The 14,454-nt window shown below is 47.3% G+C and carries 13 protein-coding genes and 1 pseudogene; 8 read left to right on the top strand and 6 right to left on the bottom strand.

From position 1 onward, the window contains the following. Positions 1-285 precede the first annotated feature (285 nt). The 6 genes from OH663_RS05580 (at position 286) to OH663_RS05555 (ending at position 6,488) form a co-directional block, all read left to right on the top strand. Positions 286-840, top strand: a complete 555-nt coding sequence (locus OH663_RS05580) for a fimbrial protein (RefSeq protein WP_200010873.1) — start codon at positions 286-288, stop codon at positions 838-840. Between the two features lie 75 nt (positions 841-915). Beyond that, on the top strand, positions 916-1,638 hold the full coding sequence (locus tag OH663_RS05575; protein ID WP_200010875.1) for a fimbrial chaperone: 723 nt from the start codon (positions 916-918) through the stop codon (positions 1,636-1,638). Positions 1,639-1,655: 17 nt separating this feature from the next. Continuing rightward, entirely contained in the window at positions 1,656-4,235 is a 2,580-nt protein-coding gene (locus OH663_RS05570) for an outer membrane usher protein (RefSeq protein WP_200010877.1), read from the top strand. A 2-nt stretch (positions 4,236-4,237) separates the two neighbouring features. Next, positions 4,238-4,795, top strand: coding sequence for a fimbrial protein (locus OH663_RS05565; RefSeq protein WP_200010879.1), 558 nt, complete (start codon positions 4,238-4,240; stop codon positions 4,793-4,795). 8 nt (positions 4,796-4,803) lie between these two features. Then, positions 4,804-5,397: a fimbrial protein gene (locus OH663_RS05560; protein ID WP_200010881.1), complete on the top strand. Its 594-nt coding sequence runs from the start codon at positions 4,804-4,806 to the stop codon at positions 5,395-5,397. Further along, positions 5,397-6,488, top strand: a complete 1,092-nt coding sequence (locus tag OH663_RS05555) for a fimbrial protein (RefSeq protein WP_233633525.1) — start codon at positions 5,397-5,399, stop codon at positions 6,486-6,488. Before OH663_RS05560 ends, OH663_RS05555 begins: the two co-directional genes overlap by 1 nt. Positions 6,489-6,536: 48 nt before the next feature. On the opposite strand, the gene OH663_RS05550 is transcribed toward OH663_RS05555, so the two are convergent. From OH663_RS05550 to OH663_RS05540, 3 genes are all read right to left on the bottom strand, one after another. After that, the gene (locus tag OH663_RS05550) at positions 6,537-8,222 is read right to left on the bottom strand and encodes a methyl-accepting chemotaxis protein (protein ID WP_200010902.1); all 1,686 of its coding nucleotides are present in this window, start codon (positions 8,220-8,222) and stop codon (positions 6,537-6,539) included. 169 nt (positions 8,223-8,391) lie between these two features. Further along, positions 8,392-9,510 (bottom strand): S-(hydroxymethyl)glutathione dehydrogenase/class III alcohol dehydrogenase, encoded by a 1,119-nt coding sequence (locus OH663_RS05545; RefSeq protein ID WP_045443407.1) that lies wholly within the window; start codon positions 9,508-9,510, stop codon positions 8,392-8,394. Between the two features lie 33 nt (positions 9,511-9,543). Further along, the gene (locus OH663_RS05540; protein ID WP_200010905.1) at positions 9,544-9,819 is read right to left on the bottom strand and encodes a metal/formaldehyde-sensitive transcriptional repressor; all 276 of its coding nucleotides are present in this window, start codon (positions 9,817-9,819) and stop codon (positions 9,544-9,546) included. A 375-nt stretch (positions 9,820-10,194) separates the two neighbouring features. Here OH663_RS05540 and OH663_RS05535 point away from each other — a divergent pair. Beyond that, positions 10,195-10,862, top strand: a pseudogene (locus tag OH663_RS05535) (integrase core domain-containing protein); the annotation flags it as partial. Positions 10,863-11,163: 301 nt separating this feature from the next. Here the strand turns inward: OH663_RS05535 and OH663_RS05530 are convergent. From OH663_RS05530 to OH663_RS05520, 3 genes are all read right to left on the bottom strand, one after another. Continuing rightward, the gene (locus OH663_RS05530; RefSeq protein ID WP_053069236.1) at positions 11,164-11,757 is read right to left on the bottom strand and encodes a DUF1353 domain-containing protein; all 594 of its coding nucleotides are present in this window, start codon (positions 11,755-11,757) and stop codon (positions 11,164-11,166) included. A 10-nt stretch (positions 11,758-11,767) separates the two neighbouring features. Then, entirely contained in the window at positions 11,768-12,058 is a 291-nt protein-coding gene (locus OH663_RS05525; protein WP_048221394.1) for a hypothetical protein, read from the bottom strand. A 304-nt stretch (positions 12,059-12,362) separates the two neighbouring features. Beyond that, entirely contained in the window at positions 12,363-12,704 is a 342-nt protein-coding gene (locus OH663_RS05520) for a zinc-finger-containing protein (RefSeq protein ID WP_071828951.1), read from the bottom strand. A 437-nt stretch (positions 12,705-13,141) separates the two neighbouring features. Between OH663_RS05520 and OH663_RS05515 the strand changes: the two genes are divergently transcribed. Further along, positions 13,142-14,287 (top strand): hypothetical protein, encoded by a 1,146-nt coding sequence (locus tag OH663_RS05515; protein ID WP_045443416.1) that lies wholly within the window; start codon positions 13,142-13,144, stop codon positions 14,285-14,287. The last annotated feature ends 167 nt before the right edge of the window (positions 14,288-14,454 follow it).

The following is a 14,454-nucleotide window of genomic DNA, read 5'->3' as shown; positions in this document are numbered from 1 at the left end:
TATAATGAATATCAAAATCAATAATTCATTATTCAGCCCTGTTAGATAAATAGTAGAACCCACTACATAATGCACCTTTTCAAAAAATATAAAACAGCGCTTGCAAGCACAGATAAAATTCACCTCACTCCGTGATTCAATACATTTTCTCAATGTTGAACCACGCTTATTAGCAAAACACCCTAAATAAAATCCCAAAATCAATTTAAACAAGAAAATATCATTCCCCAATTAATACCCATTATGTAATTATCCCCCTTGGGAAAACACCATTAAGGAAAAAAAATGAAACTTTGCTTTTTAAGTGCTGCAGCCATTCTGGTTGCAGGTATTACCATGCAAGCTCAGGCTGCTGACTCAGCAAACATTGATTTCTCAGGAAATATTACAACATCAACCTGCGATGTCAGCATTGATGGGGCGGGTACATCCAAAGAGATTAAACTCGATGATATTACTGTGCCGTCTATGAAAGCAGCCACCAGCACCCCGGCCCAGAAAGCCAGCTTCGCGATAACCGTCAAAAACTGCGCTGCATCGGTAACCGACGGTGGGAAAGTAAAAGGCCAATTCTCAACGACCGGTAATTATAACAGCACCACTCAGGCACTGTTAAACACCGACCTGTCTGGCGATAAAGATGCTGGTTTCCGGGTTCAGGATACTGCGACCAATACCATCATCGATTTTAAATCCGCATTACCGCAATCCGAAGCAACCTACAGTTCAACCAATGGTGCCGCATTTAACTATACCGTAGGTTATATATATTCAGGTACTGGCACACCAGCCGTAGGTTTAGTTAAAGCGAATACAACGTTTACAACGACCTACCCTTAATTAGTTATCTTAATATGTTCTCTGTAGCTCCCATTCAACTGGGGGCTACAGCGTCTATACGCAGAAATAAATAAAATGCCAATAAAAAACATATTTACCGTAATTATATTTACAACATTTATTTCATTTAGCGCTCCATCAACGGCCAGTATTGTTATTAATGCCACTCGGGTTATCTACCCTTCAGATGCCAAAGAGGCGTTAATCAAAATGGTTAATCAGGGGCAACAGCCGCTATTAATCCAGTCCTGGTTAGATGACGGACATGAAGACGTCGATCCACAGGCATTAAATGTGCCGTTTATTGCCTCCCCTCCTGTTAGCCGGGTCGATCCGAAACAGGGTCTTACCGTACGTTTAAACTGGGATGGGCAACCTTTACCGACCGATCGCGAAAGCGTTTACTGGTTTAACGCGCTTGAGATCCCGAAAAAAAATAAAGATGCAGATAAATCAAATCAACTGCAGATAGCGCTTAAAACACGCATCAAGGTATTTTATCGCCCGATTTCCCTTCCCGGCTCTCCTGACGAGGCTATTCAACACCTGCAATGGAGCCTGGCCAATCAAGAAAAACAAGTTTGGGCGACGGCAAAAAACGACTCCCCTTATTTTGTCTCCCTGGTGGGCGCTACGATCACCTCCGGGGGTAAAAAGTACAACATTGAACCTGATATGGTCGCACCGTTTTCCAGCGCTCGCTATGCGGTGAAATCACTGACATCAACTCAGATGGATACCATTTCATGGACTGCCGTCAATGACTACGGCGGTAATGTGGAAACCACCAAAAAGTAAACGCAGGGATAGCATTAATGCAGACTTCGACACGCCTAATTGCTGCTTCTACCTTCATCCTGTTCGGGTTTTGTCAGTCAGGTTTTGCTGATGAAAACTATATTGAATTCAACGACGATTTTATTTTCGGTAATGCCGGGAACAAATCGACGATTAACGTTGCTCAATACGCGCATGGCAACCCGGTAAAGGCCGGGACATATACCGTCTCCGTGTCGATTAATGGCAAGGCACAGCAAACCACCGCCGTTCAATTTATCGAAAATAACACGCCGAATGCGACGCCCTGCTTAACGCGAACGCTTCTGGAAGAGGCCAGTATTGATATTTCCCGGCTACCGGCAGCAACAGAGGGCGACGCACAGTGCTATGTACTGGCTGACTACTACCCGTCTTCCAGCATCAGTTACGATCCTAATTCACAAGTCTTGATGCTCACAGTTCCTCAGCTTTTTTTAGTGAGCCATCCGGTCGGTTATGTGAACCCTGCGCGTTGGGATTCCGGCATACCAGCAGCGTTACTGACCTGGAACTTTAGTGGCTATCATAGCGAAAATGAAAGTGATACGTCCGACACTGGCTACCTCGGATTAGGATACGGCATTAACCTGGGGGCCTGGCGTTTACGTTCCAGCGGCGCACTGAACTGGGCTAACGACGATACTGCCTCATGGGATAATTACGATCTCTATTTGCAGCGTGACCTACCGCCCATTCGGGCGCAGCTGGAAATGGGTCAGGTTACCTCGATCAGCGAAGCGCTGGATAGCGTGAGCATAAAAGGGGTTCATCTCTATAACGATGAACGTATGGATCCCCGTGATGGTCGTTATGTTCCGGTGATCAATGGCGTGGCAAACAGTAATGCCAAAATCACGGTGCGCCAGCAATCACGCATTATCTATGAAACGACCGTACCGCCGGGGCCGTTTGCGCTGAAAGATTACTATGTGGCAATCAACGGTGCTGACCTGGATGTAACGGTTGAAGAAGCCGATGGTTCGAAGCGCTTTTTTTCCGTACCTTACGCGTCTGTCGCACAGTTGATGACCAAAGGGGAAGTCGACTGGGATTTCGCCACCGGTACCATTGACAGTGATTACAATAATGACACGCCGTGGGTCATCACCGGCAACGGGAATTATGGTCTGAGTGACATCTTCACCCTGTATGGTGGGCTTCAGGTCATGGAAAGTGATTATCAGGCCGGTATGCTGGGGATGGCGCTCAATACCCGGCTAGGGGCGATAGCCTTTGACGCTATCCATTCCCGAGCCTCCCTGGACGATGTTGGCGATTTACAAGGCGAGAGCTATCGGCTGACTTACAGCAATGTTCTGGACACTACCAATACGAACTTCAGCTTAACCGCGTATCGCTACAGCACCAAAGATTACCTCTCGCTAAACGATACACTCTCATTACAGAATAGCATTGCCAATTACGCTGACGAAAACGATCTCAGCTCTGACAACGCGTATCGCAACAATTATCTCCACTCAAAAAATGAGTTTCAGGTTAACGTCAACCAACCTCTGACCGTCAACAACGAAGACTACGGGTCGTTCTATCTCAGCGGTAGCTGGATCAGCTACTGGGGGGGAGCCGGCAACACATCACAGTACTCCATCGGCTACAGCAACACCTTCGGTTCAATATCCTGGAACGTATCGTTACAGCGCAGTTACGACGAATGGGGAGAAGAAAACGATAGCCTGTATGTTGGTTTCAATATTCCTTTCGGCAACGGTAACGACAGTCAGCAACCGCTCTTTTCCAATTTGAGCATGGGCGTGAACAGCGATTTCAGCGACAGTAATGGTTTTACCAGTACCGCCAGCGGAAACAGTAAAGACAATAAATGGAACTACAGCCTCAGTACGATGGGTAACCAGAGTAACGGGAGCGACGATACCTATTCTGTGAGTGGCTACTCCAACTACAACGGAACCCGAGGAACCACCAGCCTCTCTGCCAGTGTCGATAAAAACCACAACCAGCAATATTCCCTAAATAATAATGGCGGGTTGTTGCTACACAGCGGCGGCTTAACGCTGTTACCGGGTAATGTCGATAACCAATCCGCCATTGCCTTGATTGAAGCTAAAGGGGCTGACGGGGCTACAACTACCAATGGCTATAGCGAAATCGACCATGCTGGCTATGCCGTCGCTACCAGCCTGACGCCGTATGCAGAAAATACCGTGGGGCTCGATCTGAGTACGGTGACCAGCGATGTGGAAGTGAAAAACACCTCCGCTGCCGTGGTTCCTCGCGAAGGCGCTGTCGTGAAAGTAACTTTTGCTACCGAAGCAGGCCAGTCGGTCTTTGTCACTCTTCGCCGCAGCGATAACAGCTTCATCCCGCTGGGTGCGGATGTACTGGATGAACAAGGTAAGTCGGTCGGGGCGATAGGGCAAGCCGGGCGAGCCTTTTTGCGAGGGATTGAAAATAATGGGCGGTTGAACGTGGTCTGGGGAAATGACAACCAGAGCCGCTGTCATGTTGATTATCACATTCCGCCATCTCCGGTGATGATCGGTAAATCAATTCATCTGGATAGCTTAATTTGTCAGATGCCAGAGTCAGGGAGATAACAATGCGTAATATTCTGTTAGCCTGTTTAATCCTCAACTGCTCTCTTGTTTCAGCGGCTGATGTAACCGTCAATTTTAAAGCTAATTTGCAGGCCACAACCTGCAATATCAGTATTGTGGTGGGTTCAAGCAAAGCCGTTAATCAGACCCTTGATTTTGGCGTATTAACGATGTCGCAGATAGAGGCTCAGGGCAGTAATACGCGGAAAGATTTTTCTTTGCAGTATAACGACTGTTATATCACTAGCTCAGGTTCTACGGTCAAACAAACGCTGAACTGGATACAAACGTTACCCAAGGCCAGTGCTTCATGGAGTGGATATTCTACCGAATTGAAAGGTGGGGAGGTGGGCGTTGCTGCCGTGTTGTATCGTACCAGCGATTTAAACACCGCAATTCCACTTGATCCTAATAATAATGAAAAAATAACCTGGAGCAGTACTGAACGCACGAACGCAAAACTCCCTTTAACACTAGTTTTACGGCCAGCATCCTTGTCAACGACGGTTAAAACAGGAATTTTTAACGGTACGTTGACCTTTACCACGACTTATCAGTAGGCGCGAACATGACAGTAAAAAAGTATACGCTGGTATTTTTGCTGCTGATGTCCTCTCCATCATGGTCGGATGTCAGTAGCAGTACCAATGCATTAACCGTAAAGGCCGAAATTGTATCCGGAACCTGTGATATTACCGCTTCTGATGTTGATTTAGGCGATCTGAATATCAGTGCCTTTTCTGCCGGTGGTGACTGGGCGGGGCTGGCTGCAACATCTCCGGGCAATGTTGCTACCAAACCGCTGCAGGTGAAAGCGCGCTGCGATTCCGGCTCAGCGGAAAAAACGCTGGTACTCAGTTTCCAGCCACAAAAAGCCCAGCTGAGCGGTAATCAAATTTTCCCCAATGAATATACCGGGCCAACAGGCAGGGTAAAGGCAACGTCTGCAGCAGAAAATATTGGTGTGGCGGTTTTTTATGAAAGTACCAATGTGTTGAATAAAGACAACACGTCAGCGGTTAACTTCACCCGGTATATCGGTTCCGAATCGTCATATTCCGAATATACGTTTCAGGCGCGTTATCAAATCATTAATCCGGCAAAACCGGTCACACCTGGCGGGGTGTTAAGCCAGGTAAAAATCAGCGTGAGTTATAAATAATGAATAATCACAATTCAATGCATATACGTTCAGCATTCGGGCATTTGCTTTTTTCTGCGGGACTATGGGGGTTAAGTGCTCTGATAAATTACGTTCAGGCTTTTGAATGTAGTTTTCAACCGGATAATCAAGCTCAAATTCTCAGTGCAGGCACATTGACAGTGAGTAGTTTCAATCCTTCAAATACCACACTTACTCGTTTAGGGGCATTCCCGGCAATTAGGGTGGCTAATCTTGAGTGCGGTACTGGTAATGATGGTGCTGACTGGTACGGGTGGGCGGAGGCTGCAAATGCGGCAGGCATTAAGTCCGATACTTATGGAGGTCGTGGATATACATACAGCAGGGCATTTTGGCCAACAAATATCTCGGGAATATATTACTCAGTAAACATTTTTACCACCTCCGAGTTTGCTGCTTATTTACCTGCAGGGACAACAGAAACGCGCTTACTCGATTATGGCGATGCTCTTAGCGATCGTGTTGCAACTGCAACGATTGAGATCTGGCAATACGGTAAAGTTACCGCTGTGGGCGATGCCCACCCCATTCAAAATGGCTTAATTGGAACATTACGTGCCGGTTCGCTTGATGAAGGTGACAAAGAAAAGCTGAGAATTAACGTCAACAACGCATCATTTACTGTCAAATTCACGCCCCCTACCTGCAATTTATCCGTCTCACCGAGCACGGTTGATTTCGGTGACGTTGGCAATGACAGCCCGCGCAAAACCTTTACCCTGAAAAATAGCGGCTGCGTAAATGCCTCTGGTGTGACCTTGAAGTTGACGTCAACAAAAACCACCTATGACAATTTAGGCTTAGGGATCCTCGCGAATACCACCACCGGCCCGTCGGCGGCTGGCGGGCGCGGCGTTGCTGTCTCATACGAAGACGGTTCGTCACGAACCTATCTTTCCGCCAATGACACTAACTCTGCAGTCTCTATTAATTTCGGCGGTATTGTTGCATCGAAAGATATTCTCATGGCGGCCCTGCTCACCTGCACGTCAGGGAACAAAAACACCTGTGATAATTATAAGCCCGGGCTCTTCACCGCAACCGGCACCATTAGTGCAACATACAAGTAACGGTAAATCCGGTAATGCGCAGTTCCGCATTACCGGATTTTATACTGATTAGAACGTTTCCCAGTTATCCATACCTGCCTTCACTGTGCTGGGTGGTGAGTAAACCGGCGTCGCTGCTGAAAAAGTCGGTTTAATCACGCTCCCCTGTAACCGAAATGTACCAACCGCTTCCGTTAAACGCGCCGCCTGTTCTTCCAGTGATGCCGCTGCGGCCGACGCTTCTTCGACCAACGAGGCATTTTGCTGAGTCACCTTATCCATCTCTGAAATTGCCTGACTCACCTGCACAATACCGCGGCTTTGTTCGTCGGAAGCCGCCGCGATTTCCAGCATAATATCCGTCACACGTTTAACCGCATCGACAATATCCGTCATGGTGTTACCAGCAGCCACTACCTCGCCAGAGCCCTGGTCTATCAAGCGAACGGATTCGCTGATCAATCCCTCAATCTCTTTTGCCGCCTGGGCGCTACGACTCGCCAGCGTGCGCACTTCGCTGGCCACTACCGCAAAGCCACGTCCCTGCTCGCCCGCCCGCGCGGCTTCGACCGCCGCATTCAACGCCAGGATATTGGTCTGGAAGGCAATGCTGTTAATCACAGCGGTAATCTCAGAGATTTTCTTCGAGCTGGTCGAAATATTACCCATGGTTTTCACTACGCCAGAGACCATTTGCCCGCCACGGCTGGCTTTACCTGAGGCATCTTCCGCCAGTTTGCTGGCATGGTGTGCGTTATCGGCGTTCTGTTTCACCGTAGCCGTCAGTTCTTCCATGCTGGCCGCCGTCTCTTCTATGGCTGCAGCCTGCTCTTCAGTTCGTGATGACAGGTCAGTATTTCCCGCCGATATTTCACTGGTGCCGCGGTAGATTTCCTCAGCCCCCTGACGCACCGTGCCTACCGTTTGTACCAGCGAACGTTGCATTTTTTGCAGATGATGGCTTAAACGCCCAATTTCACTACGTCCGGTGGGTTCATCCTGCATCGTGAGATCGCCCGTTGATATCTGCTCGATTCGCTGAGCAGCACGCAACAGAGGATGAATGACGGTACGGCGCAGGACAATAAACGTCATTACTGTCAGTGCCAGCGCCAGTACAAATGCACCGAGCATAAATGCCATGCCAAGTTGAGTACGCTGATGGGCCTGCTCACTGAGCAAGTTGGCCCTGGCGGTACGAAGCTCAATGGCTTTCAACAGTACTTTGTTGTAAGCGGAATCCAGCGGTCTGGCCTGCTCATTTTCATGGTTGATAATGGCTTCAAACATCCCGTTTTTAGCGTATTTCAACATAGGTTGCAGGCCGTCGATATAGGCCTTGAAGCTGGTGCCCAACTCTGCATCCAGTGCCTCATCGGCTGGTGTTTTCACCGCGCGAGACATATAAGCCTTAAAACCATCCTGCGATTGCTTAATCCGTTTTTCCGCATCTGCAATATTGGTTTTCATGTCATCCATTTCAGCAATGCGGCTTGCCGCGCCCGCATGGATCATGTTGATACGCGCAGTACGTAAATGGTTCGAACTGTTAGATAACCCCATCCTGACCTGAATTTCATTCGTTACATCACGCTGATCGCGATCGGCCTGCATAAGGAAATAAGCTGCTAAGCCGGAACTTAAAGCGAACAGCAGAAGGATGCCTCCGAGAATGGAGGAAAACAGCGGAACCAGTCGGATTTGATGCAGAAAGCCCAGTTTATACTGGGCTTGCATCGATTTAGTGTTGTCCATGACCGTCGACTCTCTTGTAGGGTTAATGCGTGAAAACACGCCCATTAGATAGTCATCGGCAATTCAAGAAGTTTGATTACCGTAAAAAGCGCAACATTCATCACACTTTCACAACATAATTCAAAGAAATTCAGGAAAGTGCCAGCGAAGGGATCCGCTGGCTAATGAATCAGTTATCACCAAAGTGGATCACGGTGCGGATAGACTTGCCCTGATGCATTAAATCGAACGCTTCGTTAATCTGCTCCAGCGGCAAACGATGCGTAATAAAGGGATCGAGCTGAATTTTCCCGCTCATCGCGTCTTCGACCATTCCTGGAAGCTGTGTACGCCCCTTCACGCCACCAAACGCCGAACCGCGCCAGACGCGACCGGTAACCAGCTGAAACGGACGCGTTTTGATCTCTTGACCGGCACCGGCCACACCAATGATGATGCTTTCGCCCCACCCTTTATGACAGCATTCCAGCGCAGCGCGCATTACGTTAACGTTGCCGATACATTCAAAGCTGAAGTCCACGCCACCATCAGTCAGTTCGACAATCACGTCCTGAACGGGTTTCTCGTAATCATTTGGGTTGACGAAATCGGTCGCGCCCATTTCACCTGCCAGTTTGAATTTCTCAGGGTTGGTATCAACCGCTAAAATGCGCCCGGCTTTTGCCTGAACTGCACCCTGAATAACCGCGAGGCCAATACCGCCCAGACCAAATACCGCAACGGTGTCACCTTCTTTGACTTTCGCCGTATTATGTACCGCCCCGATCCCGGTTGTGACGCCACATCCCAACAGGCACACTTTGTCCAGTGGTGCTTCTGGGTTTACCTTCGCCAGGGATATCTCTGCGCACACGGTGTATTCGCTGAATGTACTGGTTCCCATGTAGTGATAAATCGGCTGGCCGTTATAAGAGAAACGAGTCGTACCGTCCGGCATCAACCCCTTACCCTGAGTGGCGCGGACGGCCTGACACAGATTGGTTTTACCGGACTTACAGAACTTACACTCACCGCATTCTGCGGTGTACAGAGGGATCACATGATCGCCCGGTTTCAGGCTGCTGACGCCTTCTCCCACCTCAACCACAATACCGCCACCTTCATGGCCAAGTACCGCCGGGAACACACCTTCCGGATCGTCGCCAGAGAGCGTAAAAGCGTCAGTATGGCAGACGCCGGTATGGGTAATTTTAACCAGCACTTCCCCTTTCTTTGGCGGGGCGACGTCTATCTCAACAATTTTCAACGGTTGGCCGGGGCCAAATGCTACTGCTGCACGTGATTTCATCTGTCTCTTCCCATTATTGCGAGGTGATGGTGTTTATTTTAGATAAGCGCGAAGAAGATGGCCGATTTCAGCCATGCGAATGGCACGCTCGTCCGGGGTTGTCTCACCACTGACCAGTTCATCTTTCAGATGAATTTCGACCATTTCGCCCATCAGGCCATTGGATGCGCCGCGTACAGCGGCAATTTGTTGCAGGATAGCCAGACACGGTTCGCCGGACTCCAGCGCGCGTTCAAGTGCATCAACCTGACCACGAATACGACGTACACGAGTAAGAATACGTTTTTTATCTTCCGGGGAATGCGGCATACGCCCTCCTGTATACTATAGGGGGGTATGGTAACTTTTTTAATACATCCCTGTAAACATTATTTTTTTGGGGTTTTCAATTACTTAGATAGTTCAAGGAAAAGCCACCATCGGACATAATCGGCCTTTTTAATCCCCCTATTTTGCCCCCAAGTCATATTTTTGCCCCCCAAAATTTTGTTTTTCCCTCCGTATCTATTCCTGGTTTTCTAGCTCTGCTGACGCGTTCCTTAGATGATTGGTGCAGGCGTGTCAGGGAATTACGCTGGAGATGTGTGTAGTTGCGCTGGTGTCATATCTCGTAAATTACAGAGGTACGTCTGCCATTCAGCCAGCGCGTCAGCATCACCCTCCCGGCCACAATTTTGATCAATCTACGGTTTTCCGAAACTCTTCCAGGTTGTGCGGCGGCAGGGATACCCGTGGAGCCACAAAAGGCTCCACCGTATTTACTGTATGCTGAAGCTGAATTTTCGCCGTATGGGCAAACAACGGCTGCCGGTGGGTAATCCCTCGCCACTGGTCACGCCGGAAGCGCTGAACCAGAGCTGGTCTGTCGATTTTATGCATGATCCCTTGGTCTGTGGCCGTCGTTTTCGCACGTTCAATGTCGTTGATGACTTTAACCATGATGCATTGTCAATTGAAACCGATCTGAATCTGCCAGCTCTGCGAGTGATCCGTGTACTCGACAGGATCGGGGAAAATCGTGGCTATCCGGTCATGCTACGCATGGATTATGCGTCCGGAATTTATCTCACAGGCACTAGCAGAATAGGCAGAGAAACATGCAGTAAAACTGGATTTTATCCAACGGGGTAAGCCGACGCACAACGCTTTCATTGAACGCTTTAACCGGACATACGTACAGAAACACTTGATTTTTATCTGTTCAGAACGCTGAATGAAGTGCGGGGAATCAAGAAAAATGGTTGTCAGAATATAACTGTGAACGCCCGCATGAATCACTGAACAATATGATGCCGGAGGAATATCGACAACACCATTATTTGACTGGGTTCTCAAAAAATACATGGAACTAAAACGGGCCTATTTACAACATATCAAGCGCTCTATAAACAAACCCGCCGAAGCGGGTTGATGGTGCGGGTGCGTTGAGGAAAGAGAACACATTAAGAGTGATCGGAATTATTCCCCGTTGATGATTTACCGTGGTTAGCCTATGCAGGCTAAATACGCTGATGGCTCTGTGCTAACTGCTTAATATGCAGATCACATAATGAACCACGAACTATTAAAACAACCGAGACTGACGCATGGCTAAAAATCGTTTATATTGAGATTGGTGATCGCTCACACCATCATTTTAATAAAATAATGAAACTAAGTAGAATCATTTAAAGTCTTAACATATACTGATATTTTTGGATCTATGATAGCATCCAAATCTTCGGGGGTTGAATTATCAGGCATAGAATAAGCAACAGTACCTATATCCTTAAGTACACCAATGAGTTGAGCATTTTTCACTTCCACTGATGACAACCCCGGCTTGAAAAAATCGTCATCAAAGGTTGAATCTGTTGAATAAACACCTATATTATCAACATAAGCTCCAATTCTAACAGCAACATAAAATACTCTTGCTTGAGATGGGGGGCATTTATCTGCAAGACAAGCATAGTAAAACATTTTATCGGCTTTTTTCCTCTCTGATCTGGTTTTTACAAGACAGCAAGCTATGTCGTGAATAACTGATGCGCGTCTGTAGTTTCCTATATAAGGGGAGCCCACTACTGACCAAAAAACCCGAGGGATACTTGCACCATTAATAGTACTGCCATTTTGCGTTACCCAATTTTTCCCATCGGGATCGTTGTACGAGAAATTCTCCAAGATTTCCATATTTCTATTGGGTGTTATATCTGTTAACCAGCATGTTTTGACCTCTCCCTCGAAAAAACCGTATTGAGACATGTTATCCACCTTAAGGTTGTGTTGGGCAGAAGCCTGTGTTTAAGATTGCTAAAAGATTCTTTATGTCGTTTAAGGTTGTAATTGTTTTTTTTATAACTGAAATAGGAACTTTTTTATAAAATACCTCTAGCAATTTTATAGAATTATCCAATAGCTTTAGGACAACATCAAACTTTTTGCAAAACTCTTCTGGTAAATTTATTTTTTGTATCTCCACGCTCAATTCATCCAAGGCATCAGAAGCTTGTTTAGTCTCAATGGAGTTGGCATCATAATTGATTTGTGTGATATTGTTAGACATAGCGATACCTCTATCAGATTAGATGGCTTGATAAAAATCAGGGAAGGTTGCTGATTCCCCAGACTCAGGCATTAGTAACTGTCATTTTCTATATTAATAAACGGTACAAAGTTTAATGTAGTAAAATCGTATGATTTAATTAGGGATGGGCGGCACCATCTTACTGCCGTCATTCCAATCCTACTAAATAGCTACTTTCCGTTTGCCAAAATGCGCATTCCCTGATTTTTCCTCACAGAATCGCCGGGCACTATGACATTGTTCGGTGCCGAACCATCCCAAATGACACTCTGCAGCTGGAATACTAATATGACGAGCCAGTCACTGATACGCCTTTCTGCGCGTCATATGCCCATCGCCAGAATCTTTCGAACGGCCTTTTACTGCTCCTATGAGCATCCCTGGTCATCTTATCGGCCAGAGTGACCATGGGTATTGCGGTGAACGGGTGCAGACCAACATATGCTTCACACTCTTCGCAGTAGTACATATACGGCCAGTCGCTGTAATCGCGTCCATACTCTTCCTGATGGGTTGCTGCACGCACCGGATGCTTGCAGAACCTGCATTTGATTGGAATCGGCAACGGGTTGGTTACACAAGCAGTTGCTGACTGGCTCGGATTAAATAGGGTTTTAATTTTCATGTACTGAGTTCTTTGACATTAACTTAACACCCCGGAGGTGCATCGCGTTCTTACGATAGCTCCCCCAGTCACAGTTCCCCCATATGCCGCTATACATCGCCAAACGATCCATAATTCACAGACTCAGCACGTGCTCCCGTTGCCCGAGTTTAAGATTCGTTCCCCCCCATCGGTTTTATGCTAATCAGGCAGCGAGCGAGTAGCTGATTCAGAATGACCAATTCGCTGCGACACTCTCGCTGTAGCCTGATTTCATCTGGGATTAGCAGATCCACCGCGCACTAGTTTTTTTATCACCATCACGTGAAGAGACTAAAAGAAACCGACTTTTTATTTTTATGAATCTGCGCAGGACAAAGGAAACCTGTATGTACTTAACATATTGTTCATGCTGTACTAATTGAACGGTATTAGGACTTATGTTACTGGGGCGATACATGGCAGGGCTAGCAGACGATAGGCAAAACGAGGAACTTGAGGCGCAGCACACCTTTGTGAAGAGCGTGTTGGCAGAAACAAATGCCATTTTTGGCAGCTCGGCAAACAGAAAATTCGCCAGAGATATGGTGATTGAAGCAATAAAGACGGTACCTCTTGTGGGCGGCGCGGTGTCGGCCACTGAAAAGTTTATTGAAGGCATCGCCGAAATAGAAAGAGAAACAAGGCTTGCCCGTCTTGAAATGTATCTCATGGGGCTAAATTGCAACTATGATGAGGACGCGGAGTTCCGTCAGGAAGATATGCGATCGATAATCAAGAAGCTGGCTGTCGATGATGAGGATGCAAAAACTGAGTACTATACTCGGCTCACACTAAAATTGGGCCGCAAGACTCTCAGTGATATGCCTTCGGATATCCGCTTACATTTCATCCGCACAGTAAGCACGCTGACTCGTTACCAGATAGAGTTTGCCCGCGAAATGAAGATCCGTAAAACTGTGCCAATTTACGGTACCGTCTCACTTGAGGAAGCCGAGGTACTACATACAGGGCAGTCCAGCGGAATGGCAATGAAGGCGGTGCGCGCCCTGCAGAATGAGGGGTTGCTGAAAGAGGCGCCCCGCCCTCCCAGGGCTGGGCCGCCAGCAGAGCCTTTGTTCGACTTCACTCATGACTTCAACGAGTTGATGGAACTACTATTTCACCCAGCTGATTTTGAGCCTGAAGCGATAGGCTTTAAGCGTAAAGACGTGAGTGACATAATCCTCGTTGGTTCACGTCATTTCATCGACAACCTGTATGTCACTTACCTTCCCACAGCTCTTCACAAAGCAGGCATTAACGCCAAAATGGTGAATAGTGATGATAATCATCTGAGTACAGAGTGGGCTCCTTTATATCTCCATACCAATATCCATGATGACAATGGAACAAAATTCATAAAACTATACCTCACACGTGAAGGTAAGCGTCCCATAGTGAATCAGACAGTGAACTACATAAACTGCAGATTTGAAGAAAGGATTTACGGGAGGAACAAAAGCAATAGCCAGCGTGAGGTAGATTTTTTTCTCAAGGAAATGGATCGAGTAGTCAGGTGTGTTGTGGGGCAAATGAAGGAGCTGAACTACTCCGCAAGATAAGGTTTTGCGGCTGTGTCACCTTAACATCCTTCATTATAAAATGGTAAATCTGGTCTTAGGATTTACCATTTTCGTATTTCGTGTGCACGGCTTAGTCCAATTAGTCACCTCCAGAACTGAAGTTGTAAGTATCTCGCATAATCGAGCCATTAACCTCTCGAGATCAT

Source organism: Citrobacter sp. Marseille-Q5395 (genome assembly GCF_947057495.1).
Lineage (GTDB): Bacteria > Pseudomonadota > Gammaproteobacteria > Enterobacterales > Enterobacteriaceae > Citrobacter > Citrobacter murliniae.
This window is presented reverse-complemented; position numbering and strand designations above follow the sequence as displayed.

Excerpts from the sequence above, each read along its gene's own strand:
- OH663_RS05565 (WP_200010879.1), top strand. The coding sequence starts at position 4,238 with ATGCGTAATATTCTGTTAGCCTGTTTAATCCTCAACTGCTCTCTTGTT.
- OH663_RS05545 (WP_045443407.1), bottom strand. The coding sequence starts at position 9,510 with ATGAAATCACGTGCAGCAGTAGCATTTGGCCCCGGCCAACCGTTGAAA.
- OH663_RS05515 (WP_045443416.1), top strand. The coding sequence starts at position 13,142 with ATGGCAGGGCTAGCAGACGATAGGCAAAACGAGGAACTTGAGGCGCAG.
- OH663_RS05540 (WP_200010905.1), bottom strand. The coding sequence starts at position 9,819 with ATGCCGCATTCCCCGGAAGATAAAAAACGTATTCTTACTCGTGTACGT.
- OH663_RS05580 (WP_200010873.1), top strand. The coding sequence starts at position 286 with ATGAAACTTTGCTTTTTAAGTGCTGCAGCCATTCTGGTTGCAGGTATT.
- OH663_RS05530 (WP_053069236.1), bottom strand. The coding sequence starts at position 11,757 with ATGTCTCAATACGGTTTTTTCGAGGGAGAGGTCAAAACATGCTGGTTA.
- OH663_RS05550 (WP_200010902.1), bottom strand. The coding sequence starts at position 8,222 with ATGGACAACACTAAATCGATGCAAGCCCAGTATAAACTGGGCTTTCTG.
- OH663_RS05570 (WP_200010877.1), top strand. The coding sequence starts at position 1,656 with ATGCAGACTTCGACACGCCTAATTGCTGCTTCTACCTTCATCCTGTTC.
- OH663_RS05520 (WP_071828951.1), bottom strand. The coding sequence starts at position 12,704 with ATGAAAATTAAAACCCTATTTAATCCGAGCCAGTCAGCAACTGCTTGT.
- OH663_RS05575 (WP_200010875.1), top strand. The coding sequence starts at position 916 with ATGCCAATAAAAAACATATTTACCGTAATTATATTTACAACATTTATT.
- OH663_RS05525 (WP_048221394.1), bottom strand. The coding sequence starts at position 12,058 with ATGTCTAACAATATCACACAAATCAATTATGATGCCAACTCCATTGAG.
- OH663_RS05560 (WP_200010881.1), top strand. The coding sequence starts at position 4,804 with ATGACAGTAAAAAAGTATACGCTGGTATTTTTGCTGCTGATGTCCTCT.
- OH663_RS05555 (WP_233633525.1), top strand. The coding sequence starts at position 5,397 with ATGAATAATCACAATTCAATGCATATACGTTCAGCATTCGGGCATTTG.